Origin of the sequence: Mesorhizobium sp. M3A.F.Ca.ET.175.01.1.1, from assembly GCF_004791945.1 — a bacterium.
Classification (GTDB): Bacteria; Pseudomonadota; Alphaproteobacteria; order Rhizobiales; family Rhizobiaceae; genus Mesorhizobium.
In genome coordinates, this window is record NZ_SRTP01000020.1 from 20,958 (window position 1) to 37,547 (window position 16,590).

Annotated in this window: 14 protein-coding genes and 1 pseudogene; 6 read left to right on the forward strand and 9 right to left on the reverse strand. The window is 58.5% G+C overall.

All coding sequences use genetic code 11. The annotated features are described in order from the left end of the window. Positions 1 to 728 precede the first annotated feature (728 nt). The 6 genes and pseudogenes from EN818_RS28730 to EN818_RS28755 form a co-directional block, all read left to right on the forward strand. Positions 729 to 1,039: pseudogene (locus EN818_RS28730) on the forward strand (transposase); the annotation flags it as partial. 246 nt (positions 1,040 to 1,285) lie between these two features. After that, a complete protein-coding gene (locus EN818_RS28735) occupies positions 1,286 to 2,869 on the forward strand; it encodes an ABC transporter substrate-binding protein (RefSeq protein WP_095521274.1) in 1,584 nt (527 codons plus the stop codon). A 19-nt stretch (positions 2,870 to 2,888) separates the two neighbouring features. Continuing rightward, positions 2,889 to 3,827: an ABC transporter permease gene (locus EN818_RS28740; RefSeq protein WP_095521196.1), complete on the forward strand. Its 939-nt coding sequence runs from the start codon at positions 2,889 to 2,891 to the stop codon at positions 3,825 to 3,827. 1 nt (position 3,828) lies between these two features. Then, complete coding sequence (locus tag EN818_RS28745) at positions 3,829 to 4,722, forward strand: ABC transporter permease (protein ID WP_095521195.1); 894 nt, start codon at positions 3,829 to 3,831, stop codon at positions 4,720 to 4,722. Next, a complete protein-coding gene (locus EN818_RS28750) occupies positions 4,719 to 5,738 on the forward strand; it encodes an ABC transporter ATP-binding protein (protein ID WP_095521194.1) in 1,020 nt (339 codons plus the stop codon). The genes EN818_RS28745 and EN818_RS28750 overlap by 4 nt, the downstream gene beginning before the upstream one ends. Then, a complete protein-coding gene (locus EN818_RS28755) occupies positions 5,735 to 6,772 on the forward strand; it encodes an ABC transporter ATP-binding protein (protein WP_095521193.1) in 1,038 nt (345 codons plus the stop codon). Before EN818_RS28750 ends, EN818_RS28755 begins: the two co-directional genes overlap by 4 nt. A gap of 49 nt (positions 6,773 to 6,821) precedes the next feature. On the opposite strand, the gene EN818_RS32925 is transcribed toward EN818_RS28755, so the two are convergent. From EN818_RS32925 to EN818_RS32930, 9 genes are all read right to left on the reverse strand, one after another. Then, positions 6,822 to 6,980, reverse strand: coding sequence for a hypothetical protein (locus EN818_RS32925; RefSeq protein WP_165778572.1), 159 nt, complete (start codon positions 6,978 to 6,980; stop codon positions 6,822 to 6,824). Positions 6,981 to 7,596: 616 nt separating this feature from the next. After that, positions 7,597 to 8,094 carry an Lrp/AsnC family transcriptional regulator gene (locus EN818_RS28760; protein ID WP_095521191.1) on the reverse strand — a complete coding sequence of 166 codons (498 nt, stop codon included), beginning with the start codon at positions 8,092 to 8,094 and terminating at the stop codon, positions 7,597 to 7,599. Between the two features lie 177 nt (positions 8,095 to 8,271). Next, on the reverse strand, positions 8,272 to 9,660 hold the full coding sequence (locus tag EN818_RS28765; RefSeq protein ID WP_128362393.1) for a CapA family protein: 1,389 nt from the start codon (positions 9,658 to 9,660) through the stop codon (positions 8,272 to 8,274). Between the two features lie 111 nt (positions 9,661 to 9,771). Continuing rightward, positions 9,772 to 10,788 carry a dipeptide ABC transporter ATP-binding protein gene (locus EN818_RS28770; RefSeq protein ID WP_095521189.1) on the reverse strand — a complete coding sequence of 339 codons (1,017 nt, stop codon included), beginning with the start codon at positions 10,786 to 10,788 and terminating at the stop codon, positions 9,772 to 9,774. After that, positions 10,785 to 11,792, reverse strand: a complete 1,008-nt coding sequence (locus EN818_RS28775; RefSeq protein ID WP_095521188.1) for an ABC transporter ATP-binding protein — start codon at positions 11,790 to 11,792, stop codon at positions 10,785 to 10,787. Before EN818_RS28775 ends, EN818_RS28770 begins: the two co-directional genes overlap by 4 nt. 1 nt (position 11,793) lies before the next feature. Continuing rightward, positions 11,794 to 12,675, reverse strand: a complete 882-nt coding sequence (locus EN818_RS28780) for an ABC transporter permease (RefSeq protein ID WP_095521187.1) — start codon at positions 12,673 to 12,675, stop codon at positions 11,794 to 11,796. A 1-nt stretch (position 12,676) separates the two neighbouring features. After that, on the reverse strand, positions 12,677 to 13,618 hold the full coding sequence (locus EN818_RS28785; RefSeq protein WP_095521186.1) for an ABC transporter permease: 942 nt from the start codon (positions 13,616 to 13,618) through the stop codon (positions 12,677 to 12,679). 6 nt (positions 13,619 to 13,624) lie between these two features. Next, on the reverse strand, positions 13,625 to 15,226 hold the full coding sequence (locus tag EN818_RS28790) for an ABC transporter substrate-binding protein (RefSeq protein ID WP_095521185.1): 1,602 nt from the start codon (positions 15,224 to 15,226) through the stop codon (positions 13,625 to 13,627). Positions 15,227 to 16,412: 1,186 nt separating this feature from the next. Then, entirely contained in the window at positions 16,413 to 16,562 is a 150-nt protein-coding gene (locus tag EN818_RS32930; protein ID WP_165778570.1) for a hypothetical protein, read from the reverse strand. Positions 16,563 to 16,590 lie beyond the last annotated feature (28 nt).

Below are 16,590 nucleotides of genomic sequence, written 5' to 3' on the forward strand. Positions count from 1 at the left end.
GCAAGCATGATTGTCTGATTAGAGCCAGTCATCACGCCAAGACCTTCCAATCATTGCTCGGAACGCACGAGCGGCCTCATCGGTGCTCAACACAAAACATTCTTCAGAGAAGCGATCTGCGAAGGGCGCCGCTCGCAAGCCATTCCATGCGAACTCCGCCCATACTAGATCGCTCAATTAGGATCGCATTGACACATTAGGCCATTTTTTTGACATACGCCGCCATATCAGCACTTGATGATCTTGAGTTCCCACCTGGCGGTTGCCTTGCTTTGTGGGCAATGCTCCGTCGCTATCCAGCTCGCAAGCGCGGCTCGATCGGCCCGCTTCAACCGGCGAAAACCAAAGATGGCGCAAAATCTCGGCGCATGGCGCCGCCCTGGTAAAATCATATTGGCAGAAATCTACCTTGCTGACGCCAAACTCCTCGGCCAGATACGAAACCGGCTCGTCGGGAGCCTCAGCCCCCGCGGTTGCGAAATATCCTTACGCGGCGAAAAACTTCAGTTGAACCGCCAGTCCAAGCCTCGATCCGGCCGCCCTGACGGTCAAAAGTCGATGTCGGCAAAAGGGAGGCTCCACTCCTGTCGATCGCCTCGAGCGAAACACGCTAACCAATACATCCACTCCGTCTGCCAAGAGTGAATTCTCAAGAAGCCGCCATGCCAGTCAATCCGTGCCGCCAACGTTCCACAACTTGGCCAAAATCGCAGTTTCGGGCCGATCAGGCCTACCTAACTGCCATCAAGGAACCCGCGAACTTCAAGCGATTGCGCTCAGTAGGCGCGTGGCTCGGGTTGATGACGCGGCGCTATCAGTCAGGCGAAGTAGATTAATAACGGCTATATCTTTCGACGCGGAGACACCCATGTGCGTTCGCTTCTCTATAAAGCCGCGGTAGTGATCCTAACCCGCAGCCGGACCAACAGCGACTTGCGCAATTGGGGTATAAAGCTGCGCGAAAAGATCGGATTCAAACGCTCCGCGTTCGCTCACCCGCAAGCTCGCCGTCATCATGCATGCGATGCTCCGCTTCGGTGGGCCGATGTGGCGGCAATTGTCAAAAGAGTGGCCGAATATGTCAATGCGATCCCCATTGCGCGATCTAATATCTCCCCGATGGAGCTCGCGTGAAACTGGCTTCTGCATTCGTCCTCTCAATGCGATTGAGAGCAGCTGCGCTTGGCTAGGAGAGCACACGGTGTGGGATGCCCTCTGGCGCGGCTCGCGCGATAGCAGGCCCACTCCATCTGCAAGCTTTTCGATTAAATCAAGGGGAACAACTATGAACTATTATCAAGATGGTGTTAGCCGCAGAACCTTCCTTAAGACCACTTCAGTGTTCGGAGGGGGGATCGTCGCGGCTGGAATGCCCCTATCCAGCGCGATCTGGGCTGCGGAAGGAAAGGTCCTCACAGCTGCTTCAACCAACGATATTTCCAAGATGGATCCCCAATTCTACACTGCGGTCTCTGAAGTGAGCGTGATGGAGTGTCTCTATTCGAAGCTCACGCGATTCAAGCCGGGCTCCGAATGGGGCTGGGAGTTAGAAGCGGCCGAAAAACTGGAGCAGGTCGATCCAACCCATATCCGCTTTCGCCTAAAAAAAGGAATCAAATTCACTGGCGATTACGGCGAACTTACCGCCGGGGACGTAAAATTTTCCTTTGAGCGGGGGATCAAGCACAAATCGCCGGTCAAAGATAATTGGGGCTCGCTCGATCACGTCGAGATAGAAGATGACTATACTGGCGTAATCGTACTCAAGACCCCGTTCATGCCACTCTTTAACATCGCATTCCCTTATGCGGTAGGCCATATCGTATCCGAAGATGCGGTGATGAAGGCAACCAAGGACGGCGGCGATTTCGGCATGAATCCACCATCGTTCTCGGGACCGTATGTGCTTGCCGAATATAAGCCAAATCAGCATTTGCTATTGACCCGCAATCCGGATTGGGCGGGTTCGAAGCCAGGCTTTGACGAAATCCGCGTGGTCCTGATCGGCGACACCAAGACGGCAGAACGCGCCTATCAGGCAGGCGACATCGACTTCACTGGTATCACTCTGGATTCTCTGGCAAAGTTCAAGAGCAATCCGCCGGCCGACACCAAGATTGAGGAACATCCCTCACTGAACTACCACTGGATTGGCATGAATGTGGATCATCCAAAACTGAAGGACATCAACGTCCGCAAGGCGATTCAGTGGGCGATCAATGTGCCGCAGATCCTGGAAGCCGCATTTGCGGGACAGGCGGAGGTCGCAACGGGGACAATTCCTCCAGGTCTTCTGGGGCATCGTGACAAAGCGCTTGTCCCGCCGGAAGGCGATCTCGCGAAGGCCAAGGAGTTCTTAGAAAAGGCCGGTGTGAGCGAGCTGAACCTGACCATCGATTGCCTGAACGAGAGCCTTTTTTCGACTATAGCCCAGACTGTGCAAGCTCAATTGTCGCAGATTGGCATCACGGTCGAGATCAATGCTCAGGATGCCGGCTCGTTCTGGACGCTCGGCATGGAATCCGAAGGCGATCGCTGGAAGGACATGCAGCTCACTGTCATGTGGTTCAGCAATTTGCCGGACCCCTACTATGCGACGTCATCCTTCCTACAAAGTCGAGTGGGGGTCTGGAACTGGGAGCGATTCCGCAGCGAGCGCTTCGACGAGCTGAGCGCCAAGGGGGCCACGATGAGCGATCCGAACGAGCGGGCGAAGGTCTATCAAGAGATGCAGGATCTCATGGAGGAATCCGGTGCCTACCGGTTCCTTACTCATGGGGGCAACCCGGTCATGTATCGCACCACGCATACGCAGGCCGTAACTCGTCCTGACGGCTACCCGCTGTATGTAGATTTCAAGGCAGTTTAGCTCCAGGCAACGTAGCAATATGTGGCTGTATTTTGCCAAACGTACCATCCTCGCGGTCGCAATCATTGCGATCGCGGTGACGCTATTGTTCCTGATGATCATGGCAGTCCCCGGCGATCCTGCCGTGGTTATGCTCGGCCCGCGAGCGACGCTCGAAATGAAGGAGCAGCTTCATCAGCAGATGGGACTCGACAAGCCGCTCGTTGTGCAGATCGGTACGTTCTTCGGCGGGCTTCTCCGCGGCGATCTCGGCTTCGACGTATTCAGCCGTAGACCTGTTGCCGACATCGTCTTTGAGCAATTGCCATATACAATAGAACTGATCTTGGTATCGATCTTATGGGCGGTCGTGATAGCCGTGCCGCTCGGCTGCTTCTCGGCGATGCGGCGCAACACCCTGGTCGACCATGTGGTCGGCGTCGTGACAGTGGCCACGATCGCGATTCCTTCCTTCGTGATGGCAGTCTATGCGGTGCTGATTTTTGCCGTGAGCCTGCGCTGGTTGCCCGCGATCGGTGTCGGCAATGGATTCTGGGACGGACTCACTTATCTTGTCCTGCCAGCTTTTGCGATAGGGATTGGCTGGGTGGGCTACATCTCGCGACTAGTACGGGCATCCATGCTTGAGATTCTGGGGGAAAACCACGTGCGCACGGCTCGCTCCTTCGGGATCTCTGAATGGCGCATTGTTGCGCGCTATGCGCTGCCCCTCGCGATCTTGCCGACCGTAACCATCCTCGGGATAGGCGTCGCGTGGCTACTTTCGTCCGCTGTCTTTATCGAGGTTGTCTTTGCGAGACCTGGCATCGGGGCTTTGATTGTGAACGCCGTAAATACCCGCAACTATCCGGTTGTGATGGGCGTCGTGCTCGTTAGCACTGTAATTATTGTTACCGCCACGACGCTCTCAGATCTTGTCAACGCATTTCTCGATCCGAGAACCCGGGAAAAGCTCTGACATGGTAAGCTTTGAAGCCGACACTCCAGAAATCAACGACGCCATCGACACCGGCGCATTTGGCGCCTTCCTTCGACAATTATGCAAGAACCGTCTGGGCACGCTCGGAGGAGTGCTTGTCGTACTCATCGCCGCAATTGCGGTGTTAGCTCCGCTGATTGTCACTCATGATCCGATCCAGATCATGGTAGGGCCGCGTCTGGCCGCACCTTCGCTGGATTTTCTGCTAGGCACGGACCAACTGGGCCGTGATACATTCTCGCGCGTCATCATGGGAGGCCGCATCCCGCTCCTTGTCGCCTTCGCCTCTCTCGGCGGTGCGCTGGCGGTCGGGGTCGTGCTCGGTCTCATCGCAGGCTTCGGGCCGCGTTGGCTGGACAATTTGCTCCTGCTCATCTTCGATACCATACGCTCCTTTCCCAGCATCATCTTTGCGTTGGCAATCATCGCTCTTCTGGGACCAAGCCTAGTCAACATCATTTTAGTGATAGCGATAACGTGTATGCCGGGCTATGCGCGCGTGGCGCGTACCCAGGCCCAAGCGCTGCAGAGCAGTGAATACATCGCAGCAGAGCGCAGCATGGGGGCGGGCACGACACGCATCCTCGCCGTGCACGTCTTGCCCAACGTCATCGGTCCCCTTGTCATTCTCGTGAGCATGGACGTGCCGGCCGTCATTGCCACTTCGGCCGGTCTCAGTTTTCTAGGTATGGGTGTGCGGCCTCCGACACCTGACTGGGGAGCAATCCTCAACGATGGCTATAGCTACATCAACCAGACTCCCTGGATCGTGATCGCTGGCGGCATCCCGATTATCCTCGCAACCCTAGGCTTCACGTTCTTGGGCGAAGCGTTGCGCGATATGTTCGATCCCAAGCTACGGAAAGACTTATGACGCACGACGATCCGACACCGCCGCCGTCGTCCAGTCGCCCGCTTCTTGAGATATGCGACCTGAATCTCGATTTCGGTACACCGCGGGGACGCATCCATGCCCTGCGCAACGTTTCGCTCGATGTTCCTGCCGCACAGGTGGTTGGCATTGTCGGCGAAAGTGGATCCGGAAAATCCACCCTCGCTTATACAGTGATGGGCCTGCTGGCCGAAAATGCAGATGTGACAGCCGGCAGCATTCTGTTCGAAGGACGAGACCTGCTCACTATGACGGCTCAGGGGCGTCGGAGCCTGCTCGGTGATCGTCTGTCAATGATTTTTCAGGATCCGATGACCGCACTCAACCCGGTGCGGACCATCGAGAGCCAGATGATCGATATCCAGCACCACGAACAAGGAAGCCGCAGCGAAAAGCGCGCTCGTGCCGTCGACATGCTTCACCGGGTCGGTATTCCCGATCCCAAAAATCGGCTAGGTGCCTATCCGCATCAGTTCTCCGGTGGCATGCGCCAGCGCGTTTGTATCGCCATGGCGCTTCTAGTGAAACCGGCGCTACTCGTCGCCGACGAGCCAACCACTGCGCTTGATGCAACGCTGGAAGTGCAGATCATTCATTTGCTCAAGGATCTGCAAAAAGAAATCGGTTGCTCGATTCTCTTCGTTTCCCACCATCTCGGCGCGGTGGCTGAGTTGTGCGACCGGGTCGCCGTCATGTACGCCGGCGAAGTGGTGGAGCAGGGTGCTGTTCGGGACATCTTCCGCAATCCTGCTCATCCCTACACGCGCGCGCTGCTTGAGTGCGACCCGGGGCGGATCAGAAAAAGCACGCGCACTTTGCCAACTATTCCCGGTGAGGTGCCCAGTCTCCTCGGCGCCAAGGTAGGATGCATCTTCCGCACACGTTGCCAACATGCGTTCGACCGCTGTGTGCAAGAGAACCCGGTCGAGTACCGCATCGGCGTGGACCAAGTCGCCCGATGCCACCTCCTCGGTCAAGAGCGGTTGGTTTCGGCATGAGCGCGCTGCTTCGGGTTGAGGACCTCCGGGTCCGCTTCCGCACCATGGGTCCACTGAAGGCGCTCGCGACGGGGACGAACGCCCCCTTCCTTGACGCGGTATGTGGTGTGTCCTTTGAAATCAGCAAGGGTGAGACGCTGGCCCTCGTCGGCGAAAGCGGCTCGGGCAAATCAACCATCGCACGCACGATAATCGGCTTGCAGCGGGCTTTGAGCGGCAGCATCAGCTTCGACGGACAGGAGATTGAGGAACTCACCGGGGCGGAACGCAAACCCTACTTGCGGCGCATGGCGATGATGTTCCAGGATCCAATTGGCTCCCTCTCGCCGAGGCTGACCGTTCGGTCGCTCCTCACAGAACCTTTTCGTATACATGGGCTGAAGGAGCGCGATGCCGGAGTGGAAGCAGCGCGCCTGCTTCGATTGGTCGGGTTGCCGGCGGATTTTGCTCGCCGTTATCCCCATCAGCTTTCCGGAGGTCAGGCCAGGCGCGTGGGCATCGCGCGAGCCCTTGCGCTCGAACCCGATTTGATCATCGCCGATGAGCCAACTGCAGGGCTCGATGTCTCGGTGCAGGGCGAGGTGCTCAACCTTCTCGCGCGGCTTCAGGACGAACTCGGCATGGCGATCCTGATTATCACGCACAATCTTAACGTGGTGCGCCACATGACCGATCGCATGGCGATCATGTATCTCGGCCGGTTTATTGAACTCGGCTCGACCGAACATATCTTTGATCAGCCCCGCCATCCCTACACCGAGGCGCTGCTTGCGGCCAATCCCGAGCCTGACCCGGATGCGGTGTTCAATAGGATCGAGCTCAAGGGTGAGGTGCCGAGCCCGATGAGGCGGCCATCCGGCTGCGAGTTCCACACCCGCTGCCGTTACGCGCAGGATATCTGCAGCCGCGTCTTCCCCGAATCTTCAACCAGCCCGGATGACCCGGAGCACAGCTTCCGATGCCATTTCCCACTCGCGCGTGAAGTCATCTCTGGCTTCGGGCGGCCACACCATACCCTAGTAGGAACCAAGTGATGGTGACTAAGGAAGTCTCGGCTCAGGAACCATTGATCAGAGCCACAAGCTACGATGGGCTGCGATGCAGATAGCCGAGACGAAGGTGTGGACGCATGTAGCGGGTGACGATGCGCCAACAGTCCTTGAGCTTGGCGAACAGGTTCACAGGTTCGCGACCTTGTGGCGTGATGATAAAAGCGGTGTCGTAGGTTGCGAGCCGGGACAAGCCGTTTCGCTCCGAGATCCGAAGGGCCCGCACGGAAGCGCTCGAAGACCTGGCGGTGGAATATCTGGCACGCGGTCTTTCGGCGCGCGACATCGAGGATGAGCGGTGCCGGAGATCGATCGAGGCATGTTCTTGCAGCCGAAGGCGGGAACGCGATGTCGCGCTGCTTCGTCTTCCCCTCCCCGTCGTCCTTGGCCTTCGCCTTGGCCTTGGAGAACTTCACAGTAGAGCGCGCGTCCCGGTCCATCTGGCGCAACTTGGCTGCTTATTCTGCCGCTGGTCCGGCACGTTTCCTGCCTTGATTTCGGCCTTTTTCAGTATCGCTGTTGCGCTGTTTCGGCGCCGCCACGATCGTGGCATCCACGATCTGGCAATCCATCGCCAGCTAGCCGGCCTTGCCGAGGTGCTTGTCAGCTTGTCGAACCGGGCAACAGGTTCTCCACCGCCCCGGCCTGCGTGAGGTACTCCCTAACCAACCAGATCGTTTTGGCGTCGGGAACGCAAGAAGCAAAGCCGGTCATGGATATGAAACTCGGCCTCATCGTCCGAGAGGCTGAAAGCGATGGCTGACTACCGCGGCGCCATGGAAATGGGCAACTGTCGCCTTGGACGACAATCACTTCCCCGGTGTTTGCGCTAGATGCTGACTCACTTCGAGGGGCACGGCGAAGCTGGCCTTGACGCGATCCATTACAACCATGGTCTTGAATCCCTTGATGTCATGGTTTTCGTAAAAGAAGCGACGCGTGAACTCTTCATAGTCCTCCATGTCCTTGGCGGTTACGATAAGAATGAAGTCCGCATCCCCTGTAACATAGAAGCCAATCATTACCTCATGCGTGTTGCGAATTGCCGCTTTGAATCGATCGACGATGTCCGCCCTTTCCCGTTCGAGGGATACCAAAACGATCATGGTGATATGGCGGCCCACTGCCTTGGGTGAGACAATGGCAACATCCGCTTCTATCACCCTTTCAGCGCGTAACCGTTTCAAGCGCCGTTGGCATGCCGTTGGGGACAGATTCACGATTTCAGCTAGTTCTTCTGACGTAAGCCGGTTGTTCTTCTGGACAGCTCCAAGAAGCGCGACATCTATACGATCCAGCTCGGTCATTCCGCGATCCTGCGCAATCCAGCAAACGGTCGCCGGAACCTTTGCATTGACATCAAGTATAGCTCCGCTATTAAGGGAGCTTTCTTCGGGAGCGCGGTTCTTTTCGCTGCATTTCTTTTCCCGTTATACCTAACAGAACTTGCCTGATTTAAAGTGTGTTGCGATTATTGATCCGCGTCATCCGCAGCTGGACCGAGGTCTGATCATACCTATATTGTTCTCGACCGCGATTTCGGTACCGAAAGGGTTCGAAAGCTTCTGGAGACGCTCTAGAATTCTGTTTGCTTGCTGGCCGAGCGCGAGTCGGGGGATGCCCCGGTTGGCAAACCTCTTCGAGTGACCAAGTTCAATTGGATAGAGGCGCAATTCGGTAAGTTGATTGTGCTCAAATCGGCTGACGGCGATAATGCTTTCGTAAAAGACCGGGTCCGCGAATCCCGGGTCGGTCTTGTAGCCTCTCGCCATCTCATCGACTGTCACCTCGGCATCAGTGTCGCTCCGCAAATCCTTGCCATGAGCGGTGAACATGTCGGCGCCAACGGGCGTCCGCAAGTCGTCCATGATGAAGTTCCCAACGCTGTAGAGAATCGGCCTGCCCTTGTAGATCTCAATGCCTCTAAGCTGGTGCGGTCCATGCACGATATATGCATCGGCCCCGGCATCGATCATTTTGTGCGCAAAGGATCGTTCGTAGTCGGGCAACTGCTGGCTCCAATTCCCGGGCTCATGCCCATGGTTGGTGACGATGCAGAAGTCAGCGAACTGCTTGCCCCGGCGAACGTTTCGTAGGATGTCGGCGACATCGCTTTGATCGGGTTCGTAGCTGAAGCCGACCTGCTCGCCCGCCTTGTACCTCGCTCCAGCGAGCGCGAGGCCGTTTTGATCGTTACGGCCAGGCCTGTAGGTGGGCAGCGCATCGCGGACTTGCCTCAAGTTCTCGAGCATCGCCGGAGGGACTACGATGCTTTCTTCCAGACGAAGGGCAGAGAGGCCGGGTCTGCCCGGCGCCTCGCCGGCAGGATCGCACGCGCGAGACATGGGAGTAAACGTCGTGGCAAATGAAACGAGCGCGACCCGACCGCGTGGGGTCTCCAAGAACCGAGCGGCGCCGGCTTGTGCAAGGTTTTCGCCAACACCTGCGTAAACGATTCCGTTCTGATCCAGTGCTCGGCACGTCTCGCGCATGCCTTCAACACCCCAGTCGAAGGTATGATTGTTGGCGTAGCTCACCAGGTTGAAGCCCATGGCCTTCAGATCGGGCCCGAGTTCTGGCAGGCTGACGTGATATGCGCCCCCATACTCGGCCTGCGGACTTCCGGTGAACGATCGGATGTCAAAGATGTTGGTTTCCATATTGCCGAACGTGACATCGGCGTCACGAAGGATCTTTACGATGTCGTCAAAGCCGGCATGCTGACCCTTCGTCAGTGGCCGAGTCACGATCAGGTCGCCCACCGCGACCATCGTGAAACCGTCCGCAACATTCGTTGCGATTGAGCCGGTCGGATCATAGCTCCCGGTCTGCTGGGCGAGAGAAGAACCCTTCTCGTGTGGATCTTTTTCCATAAGCTTCGCTTTATTTGTTTTCTTGCTGCACTTGGCGTGATGTTCACGTCAGCGCCGCACTCGAGATCTTCGATCGGGTGAGAGGGGCTGGGGCTATGCCACATCGGTGAGCTAAGGAGGATTGGCCGCCGCAGCCGGTTGGGCCGGGATGTCGGTGGCCGGAGCACGCACATGACAGGCCACGACGCGCCCGTCTGCCATCGGCACCAAAGGTGGCACGTCGATGCGGCACCGCTCGACAGCGAGCGGGCAGCGCGGGTGAAACGCGCATCCGCTCGGCGGGTTGATCGGGCTCGGCACCTCGCCTTCCACCGGTGCCTCCAGCCGAGCCCGCGTCGGATCCGGAACCGGAGCTGCCGCGATCAGCGCTTCGGTGTAGGGATGGATCGGCTTGGCGAAAAGCGCCTCGCAGGGCGCAAGCTCCACGATCCGCCCCAAATACATGACTGCCACGCGATGCCCGATATGCTCCACCACGCCAAGGTCATGCGAGATGAAGACGAAAGCGATGCCCATCTGCTGTTGCAGATCCAGAAGCAGATTCAGGATCTGCGCCTGCACCGAGACGTCAAGGGCTGACACCGCCTCGTCGGCGATGATGAGCGAGGGGTTGAGCGACAGGGCTCGTGCAATGCCGAGCCGCTGGCGCTGACCGCCCGACAACTCGGACGGCAGCCTGTGCATCATCTCCGGCGACATTCCGACTTTTCGGAGAAGCTCCGCGGCGAATGCCTGACGCTGCTTCCGGCTGAGCCGCTCGAAATTCTCGACGGGTTCCGTGATGATCTGTCCAGCGGTGAGGCGCGGGTTCAGCGACGAGTAAGGATCCTGAAAGACCATCTGCATCCGACGGCGCCAGGCGTGAAGCGCGGCTTTCTTGAGGCCCGCAATATCGGTCCCGTCGATCAGCACGCGCCCGCCCGTCGGTTCCACGAGCCGCATCAGGAGCCGTGCCACGGTGGACTTGCCGCAGCCGGATTCGCCTACGATGCAGAGCGTCTCGCCTGCCTCGACGCAAAAGGATACACCCTCCACCGCCCGGATCACCGGAATGCTTTTCTTGAAGATTCCCGAGCCGAGCGCATAATGCTTGGTCAGATTCTCCACTTTCAGCAGCGGACCGTTCATGCGCCCATTACCTCTTCGGCGCGCCAGCAAGCCGCGGCGTGGCTCGACCCGACATCAAGGAAGGGGGGCCTCTTCTCGCGGCAAATATCGATAGCGAACGGGCAGCGCGGCGCAAAGCTGCACCCGACAATGGGCTCGCGAAGACTTGGGACAATGCCGGGAATTTCCGGAAGGCGGCGCTGTCGGCCGCGCCGCCGATCCGGCACCGATCGCATGAGGCCCTGAGTGTAGGGATGCGCCGGACGCGCAAACAGATCTATCACGTTCGCTTGTTCTACGATCCGGCCGGCATACATCACGATCACGCGTTGGCATGTCTCGGCGACAACGCCCAGGTCATGCGTGATGAACATGACGGCCGTTCCCGTGCGCTCTTTCAGGTCGACGATGAGCCGCAGGATCTGCGCCTGGATTGTGACATCTAGCGCAGTCGTCGGCTCATCGGCAATCAACAGTTCCGGGGAGCAGGCGAGAGCCATGGCGATCATGGCGCGCTGGCGCATGCCGCCGGACATTTCGTGCGGATAGTTGTTGACGCGCCGCTCGGGGTCCGCGATGCGGACGAGCCGCAGCATCTCTTCTGCTTTCTTCATAGCCGCCGAGCGGGAGGCTTTCGTGTGGATCTGCACCGCCTCTGCGATCTGGCGGCCGACCGTATAGACCGGGTTCAGGCTCGTCATCGGCTCCTGGAAGATCATGGCGATCTGGTCGCCGCGGATCTTTCGCATCTCCCGATCCGACAGATCAAGCAGGTCGCGTCCGTGGAAGCGGACCTCGCCGCCGACGGTCCTGGCGCTCACCTTCGGCAGCAGGCGAAGGATCGACAGAGCGGTGACACTCTTCCCGCATCCCGATTCGCCGACAACGCCGAGCGTCTCGCCTTTTTTGACCTGGAAGCTGATGCCGCCCAAGGCACGGGTGACGCTGTCTTCGCCAAAGAAATGCGTTTCGAGGTTTCGCACGTCGAGAAGCAAGTCGTTCCGTGCGGTTTGATGCATCTGCATGTCAGCGTCTCCGCTTTGAGCGGGGATCGAACATATCGCGCAGTCCGTCCCCGAGCAGGTTGACGGCAAGGACCGTGACGGCAAGACAGATACCGGGGGCGAAGATCGTCATTGGCGCGATGGCGAGATACAGTCGTGAACTGGCAATCATATTGCCCCAGCTCGGAATCTCGGGCGGCACGCCCACGCCGAGGAAGCTCAGCCCCGCCTCCGTCAGGATCGCGCTTGCGCAGACGCCGGCGCTCTGGACCATCAGCGACGGAATGGTGCTCGGCAGGATGTGCCGCCAAAGGACCTTGGGCAGGCGCGCGCCGCCGCAGAGCGCGGCCTCCACGTAGGGACGCTCGCGAACCCCCAGAACCACCGAGCGAACCAGCCGTGCGATGCTTGGCGTCTCGGGGATTGCGATGGCGACGATGAGGATGCCGATGCCGGGGCCGGTCAGAGAAATGAGCGCAATCGCCAGCAGAATCGTCGGGATCGACATCAGGCCGTCCATGACCCGCATGGCGATATTATCGAAGCCGCGGACATAGCCGGCGATGACACCGATTAGAAGGCCGCCCAGAGCTGCACCAGCCGCCGCCGCCAACCCCACCAAAAGTGAGATCCGGGCACCGTAGATCGTTCGCGTAAACACATCCCGGCCCAGATTATCGGTTCCGAACCACATTTCGGCGGAAGGCGGCTGAAGGCGTTTGAATGGATCCATGTTCAATGGATCGCCGGCGTAAAGCGGGGCAGCGAGTGCCAGAATGATCAACAGAGCCAAGAGGCCGCCGCCTATCACGACCAGCGGATGACGCATTGCCAGGCGGGGAGCGTCAGAGATTCGCAGGCGAGCCGTCGGGACGTATTCAACTGATGCGGACGAAATCGTCATATCAGTACCGTATACGGGGGTCGATCAGCGTGTAGGCCAGATCGATCGCGAGATTGACAAGGACATACAGACCCGAGGTCAGGATGAGCACGCTCTGGATGATGGGATAGTCGCGATTGTTGATCGCATCGACGACCAGACGACCGATACCGGGTATGTTGAATACTGTCTCCGTGAGGACGACTCCGCCGATCAAATAAGCGAAGCTTATGCCGATGACGGTCAGGATCGGGACGCCGGCATTCTTCAAGGCATGGTGGAAAAGCATGGCATAGGACGAAGCGCCCTTGGCGGCGGCCGTTCGCATATAGTCTTCCGTCAGAACCTCGAGCATGCTCGCCCGGGTAACTCGGGCAATGAATGCAATGTAGCCAAGACTTAACGCCACGGTGGGCAGGACCAGATGCACGAACCAACGTCCGATACCCAGCTCGATTGGCACGTATCCCTGTACGGGCAGCCAGTGTGCCCTGATAGCGAAGAAGTAGATGAGGAAAAAGCCTATGACAAAGACGGGGATGGAATAACCAAACGCTGAAAAGGCCGTGAGGAGCCGATCCACCAGACCGCCGGTTCGCCACGCGGCAAGGATGCCGAAGGAGACTCCAATCGTCACCGAAAGAATCATCGTCAGGATCGACAGCGAAATGGTCGGTTCAAGCCGCTGCGAGATGAGCTCGAGAACCGGTCGGCCGGCAAAGATCGAGGTGCCGAAATCGCCGCCGAGCATGTCCCGCACCCAACGTATGAACTGAACCGGCATAGGATCGTTCAGTCCCAACTGCTCGCGGATGCCGGCGATCATCTCCTCCGTCGCCGACCTGCCGGCGATGATCGCCGCCGGATCGCCGGGCGCCAGCCTGAGAAGCAGGAACACGAAAACTCCGACCATCGCCATGACGGCGATGGCCGAAACCATCCTGCGAAGGATGTAGGCAGCCATTCGGGCTCAGGCCTTCTGCATGTTCCACATCGGCACGATTTGGGGCATGCCAATGAGGCCGGTGAGCGTCTTGCGTCGCGCGATTGGCGAGACGTATTTTCCCAATCTTACATCGCCGACGAAATCCCACCATACTTTTTGCATTTTGCGGGCCAGTGCTTTGCGCTCTTCAAGCGATTCAACATCCGCCCATTTGACCCGCAGCGCCTCATATTCGTCGTTCTTCGGCCAGCCGTACCAAGCCTTGTCGCCATTCGCGAGGAGGAATGGTGAGGCGAGCGGATTGCCGAGGGAATAATCGGGTTCCGATGTGATGAACATGCTCCAGCCTCCGTTCTCGACAGGGTCTTTGCTTGCCCGACGCGTGGAAAGCTCACCCCAGGTCATAGACGAGAGCTCGGCATTGACTCCAATCTTCCGCAGCGACGCGGCTAAAAGCTGGGAGGCATTATCGCCCGCGCTCCAGTCCGTCGCAGTTAGAATGACGACCTTCTCGCCGGCGTATCCGGCTTCCTTCAGGAGCCGCTTGGCTTTGTCCGGGTCGCCGCCCTTCTTGTACCATCCCGTGTTTTCGTCGTTGGACACCGGCGTCGTGTCTCCAAAGATCGAAGTGACCGTGTTGAAGTACTTTGGGTTGCCGAACGCGCCGCGCAACATCACCTCCTGATCGATTAGGTGAAGCACCGCCTGGCGCGCCTTGACGTTGTTGAATGGCGGCTGCAGGAAATTCATTCGCACCATCATGTCCCACCCTCCTCTGTCTAGAACCTGGAGTTCAAGGTTGGGATCGCTCTCGATCACCGGGAAAAGATCGACTGGCGGGCTCTGCAGGTAATCAATCTCACCAGCTTGTAAGGCCGCGAGAGCAGTCTGCTGATCGGCAATGTTGTCCCAGATGACACGATCGACGTTGACGATCTTCCCGCCGGCCAATCCATCGGACGGCTCTTTGCGCGGCACGTATTTGTCGTTGCGGCCGTAGGTGACGCTCGCACCCGGCTTGGCGAGAGCTTCATTGAACCTGAACGGTCCCGAGCCGATATTTGTGGTCACCTGTTCGGTTGCGGGGCGATTCGCGTCCTTTTCGCGCATGATGAACAGGCACGGGGGAGTCAGGTCCGCTAGGATATCGATCAGCACCCCAAGCGGATCCTTGAGCGAGATCGTGAACGTCTCGTCGTCCTTCGTCGAAATGTCGCTGGCCCTGGCCATGATAAGTTGCCCGCCGGGATGGACCTGTCCCCAGCGACGGATCGAGGCGACACAGTCCGCCGCGGTGACGGGAGTGCCGTCATGCCAGCCCAGACCGTCCCGGAGCTCGAATGTATAGGTCTTCTTGTCGTCGGAAACGCCCCACTTCGCCACCATTTGCGGCTGCGGCATGAACTTGGAGTCGAGCGAGAACAGGGTGTCGTAAATCGCCGCGCCGTGATCAGCGGTAATGTTAGTCGCCGTCCAGATCGGATCGAAAACGCGGAGGTCACCCTTCACCATTCGAACGGTCTGCCCCACCGTCGGTGTCGTCTGCGCCCGCAGAACCGACGGGATCGACACAGCCAATCCGGCGGCAATTCCCATCTTAAAGACGTGGCGTCGAGAGATCGTCATGTTTGTCCCCTTTTGAGTTTGTGGTGCACCTATTCCAATTTCGTCATGCACCAGCGGCCTTCCTACCGGGCGCTACCAGTTAGACAGTACAGCCAGTGTGCTTCCCGTATGCTTCCCTGGTGCTTCGCTTCGCTGATGCCACATTGGCGAGCATCGGTCCCGTTTCCCGCAATTTGGGTCAAGAATTCGCAGATATCCGCGCCCAGTCACGGCGAACCTCCGAAAATTCTCGCGAGGTGTGGAGCGTCGCAGAGGCAGAGTTGGTTCGTTCCTACCGACCAGTACCTGCACTTTCTTTGTTCGCTCTCCGCCCAGATTGCACAGGGATCGTCTGCCATTTTGCCTCTCTCATGGGAGTTCCACGATTGAGATTAGCTCGCAATATTTGGATCGCGTTGACACTTTCGGCCATTGTTTTGACATGTGCTGCCATATCCACGTAACGACGCCGAATCTGCTGAAGGCCTAGATCGAGCACGTCTTCGCGAAGAACTTCGACGGATTGGTGGGCGCAAGGTCGGCAACTTATCCGAGAGCACATCGCGGTGGCACGCTGCACCCTCAAGCGGATGATGGCCGGCCGCCACGGCAACGCTCGCCGAGACGATCAATGGCCCCTCAGAAGCCCTAAGTCATCATCGGCGCGGACCATGGCACAGGCTACGCTGACCTGAGTCACTTGTTCAACAATCGACGGCTGCCGGAACCCTAGGGGCAATATCCCTCCGCCGAAGCCGGATAACGCACCACGCCATACTGCGGACCCAGCCATTGCGACGTGACTCAATCCAAATGGTTCGGGCAAATGGGCTTCCAATCCCGGGCTCGGAGCAAAATAGGCGCTGCCCGCATCAACGTCAGCTGCGGCCCCGACCAACCAACCTGTCGGAAAAAGTAGCTCAGCAATATCAAGTGGCGAGGAATGCCAAGCATTCGAAGGCGAAGCTACCAAGCTTGTAGAACATCTCAGCGATTACGAAGGCGATCGTGAAGGGCACCAACTCGCGCTTCGCTACGCCGCTTATTCCGATCGCCTGGGTTAGTGAAAACATTTTCTATCAAATCACAATTGGGGGCCTCCATCATCGTCCGTCCGGGTCCGCCTGGCTCTGGCGCGGACCTCAGCAGCTCGCGGTCGGGAGTTCCTAGCCGGCACGCCGCACGCGATCTGGACCTAGAGAGAAGCCTAGCGGCGCCGGACAGCGGCGCGTCGGCGGAGCCAAACGCCGGCGATCACCATCGCAAGGACGGCAAGCACGGCCGCGATATAGAGTATCTCGGTCGTGCCGTCGCCCCCATCAGGAGCCACGCCGAATATTCGCTCGATAAAGTCCATCTCTGTCTTCTCCTTGGGATGAATGCTC

Coding starts and splice junctions, on each gene's coding strand:
- EN818_RS28735 (WP_095521274.1), top strand. CDS start 1,286: ATGAACTATTATCAAGATGGTGTTAGCCGCAGAACCTTCCTTAAGACC.
- EN818_RS28740 (WP_095521196.1), top strand. CDS start 2,889: ATGTGGCTGTATTTTGCCAAACGTACCATCCTCGCGGTCGCAATCATT.
- EN818_RS28745 (WP_095521195.1), top strand. CDS start 3,829: ATGGTAAGCTTTGAAGCCGACACTCCAGAAATCAACGACGCCATCGAC.
- EN818_RS28750 (WP_095521194.1), top strand. CDS start 4,719: ATGACGCACGACGATCCGACACCGCCGCCGTCGTCCAGTCGCCCGCTT.
- EN818_RS28755 (WP_095521193.1), top strand. CDS start 5,735: ATGAGCGCGCTGCTTCGGGTTGAGGACCTCCGGGTCCGCTTCCGCACC.
- EN818_RS28760 (WP_095521191.1), bottom strand. CDS start 8,094: ATGACCGAGCTGGATCGTATAGATGTCGCGCTTCTTGGAGCTGTCCAG.
- EN818_RS28765 (WP_128362393.1), bottom strand. CDS start 9,660: ATGGAAAAAGATCCACACGAGAAGGGTTCTTCTCTCGCCCAGCAGACC.
- EN818_RS28770 (WP_095521189.1), bottom strand. CDS start 10,788: ATGAACGGTCCGCTGCTGAAAGTGGAGAATCTGACCAAGCATTATGCG.
- EN818_RS28775 (WP_095521188.1), bottom strand. CDS start 11,792: ATGCAGATGCATCAAACCGCACGGAACGACTTGCTTCTCGACGTGCGA.
- EN818_RS28780 (WP_095521187.1), bottom strand. CDS start 12,675: ATGACGATTTCGTCCGCATCAGTTGAATACGTCCCGACGGCTCGCCTG.
- EN818_RS28785 (WP_095521186.1), bottom strand. CDS start 13,618: ATGGCTGCCTACATCCTTCGCAGGATGGTTTCGGCCATCGCCGTCATG.
- EN818_RS28790 (WP_095521185.1), bottom strand. CDS start 15,226: ATGACGATCTCTCGACGCCACGTCTTTAAGATGGGAATTGCCGCCGGA.
- EN818_RS32930 (WP_165778570.1), bottom strand. CDS start 16,562: ATGGACTTTATCGAGCGAATATTCGGCGTGGCTCCTGATGGGGGCGAC.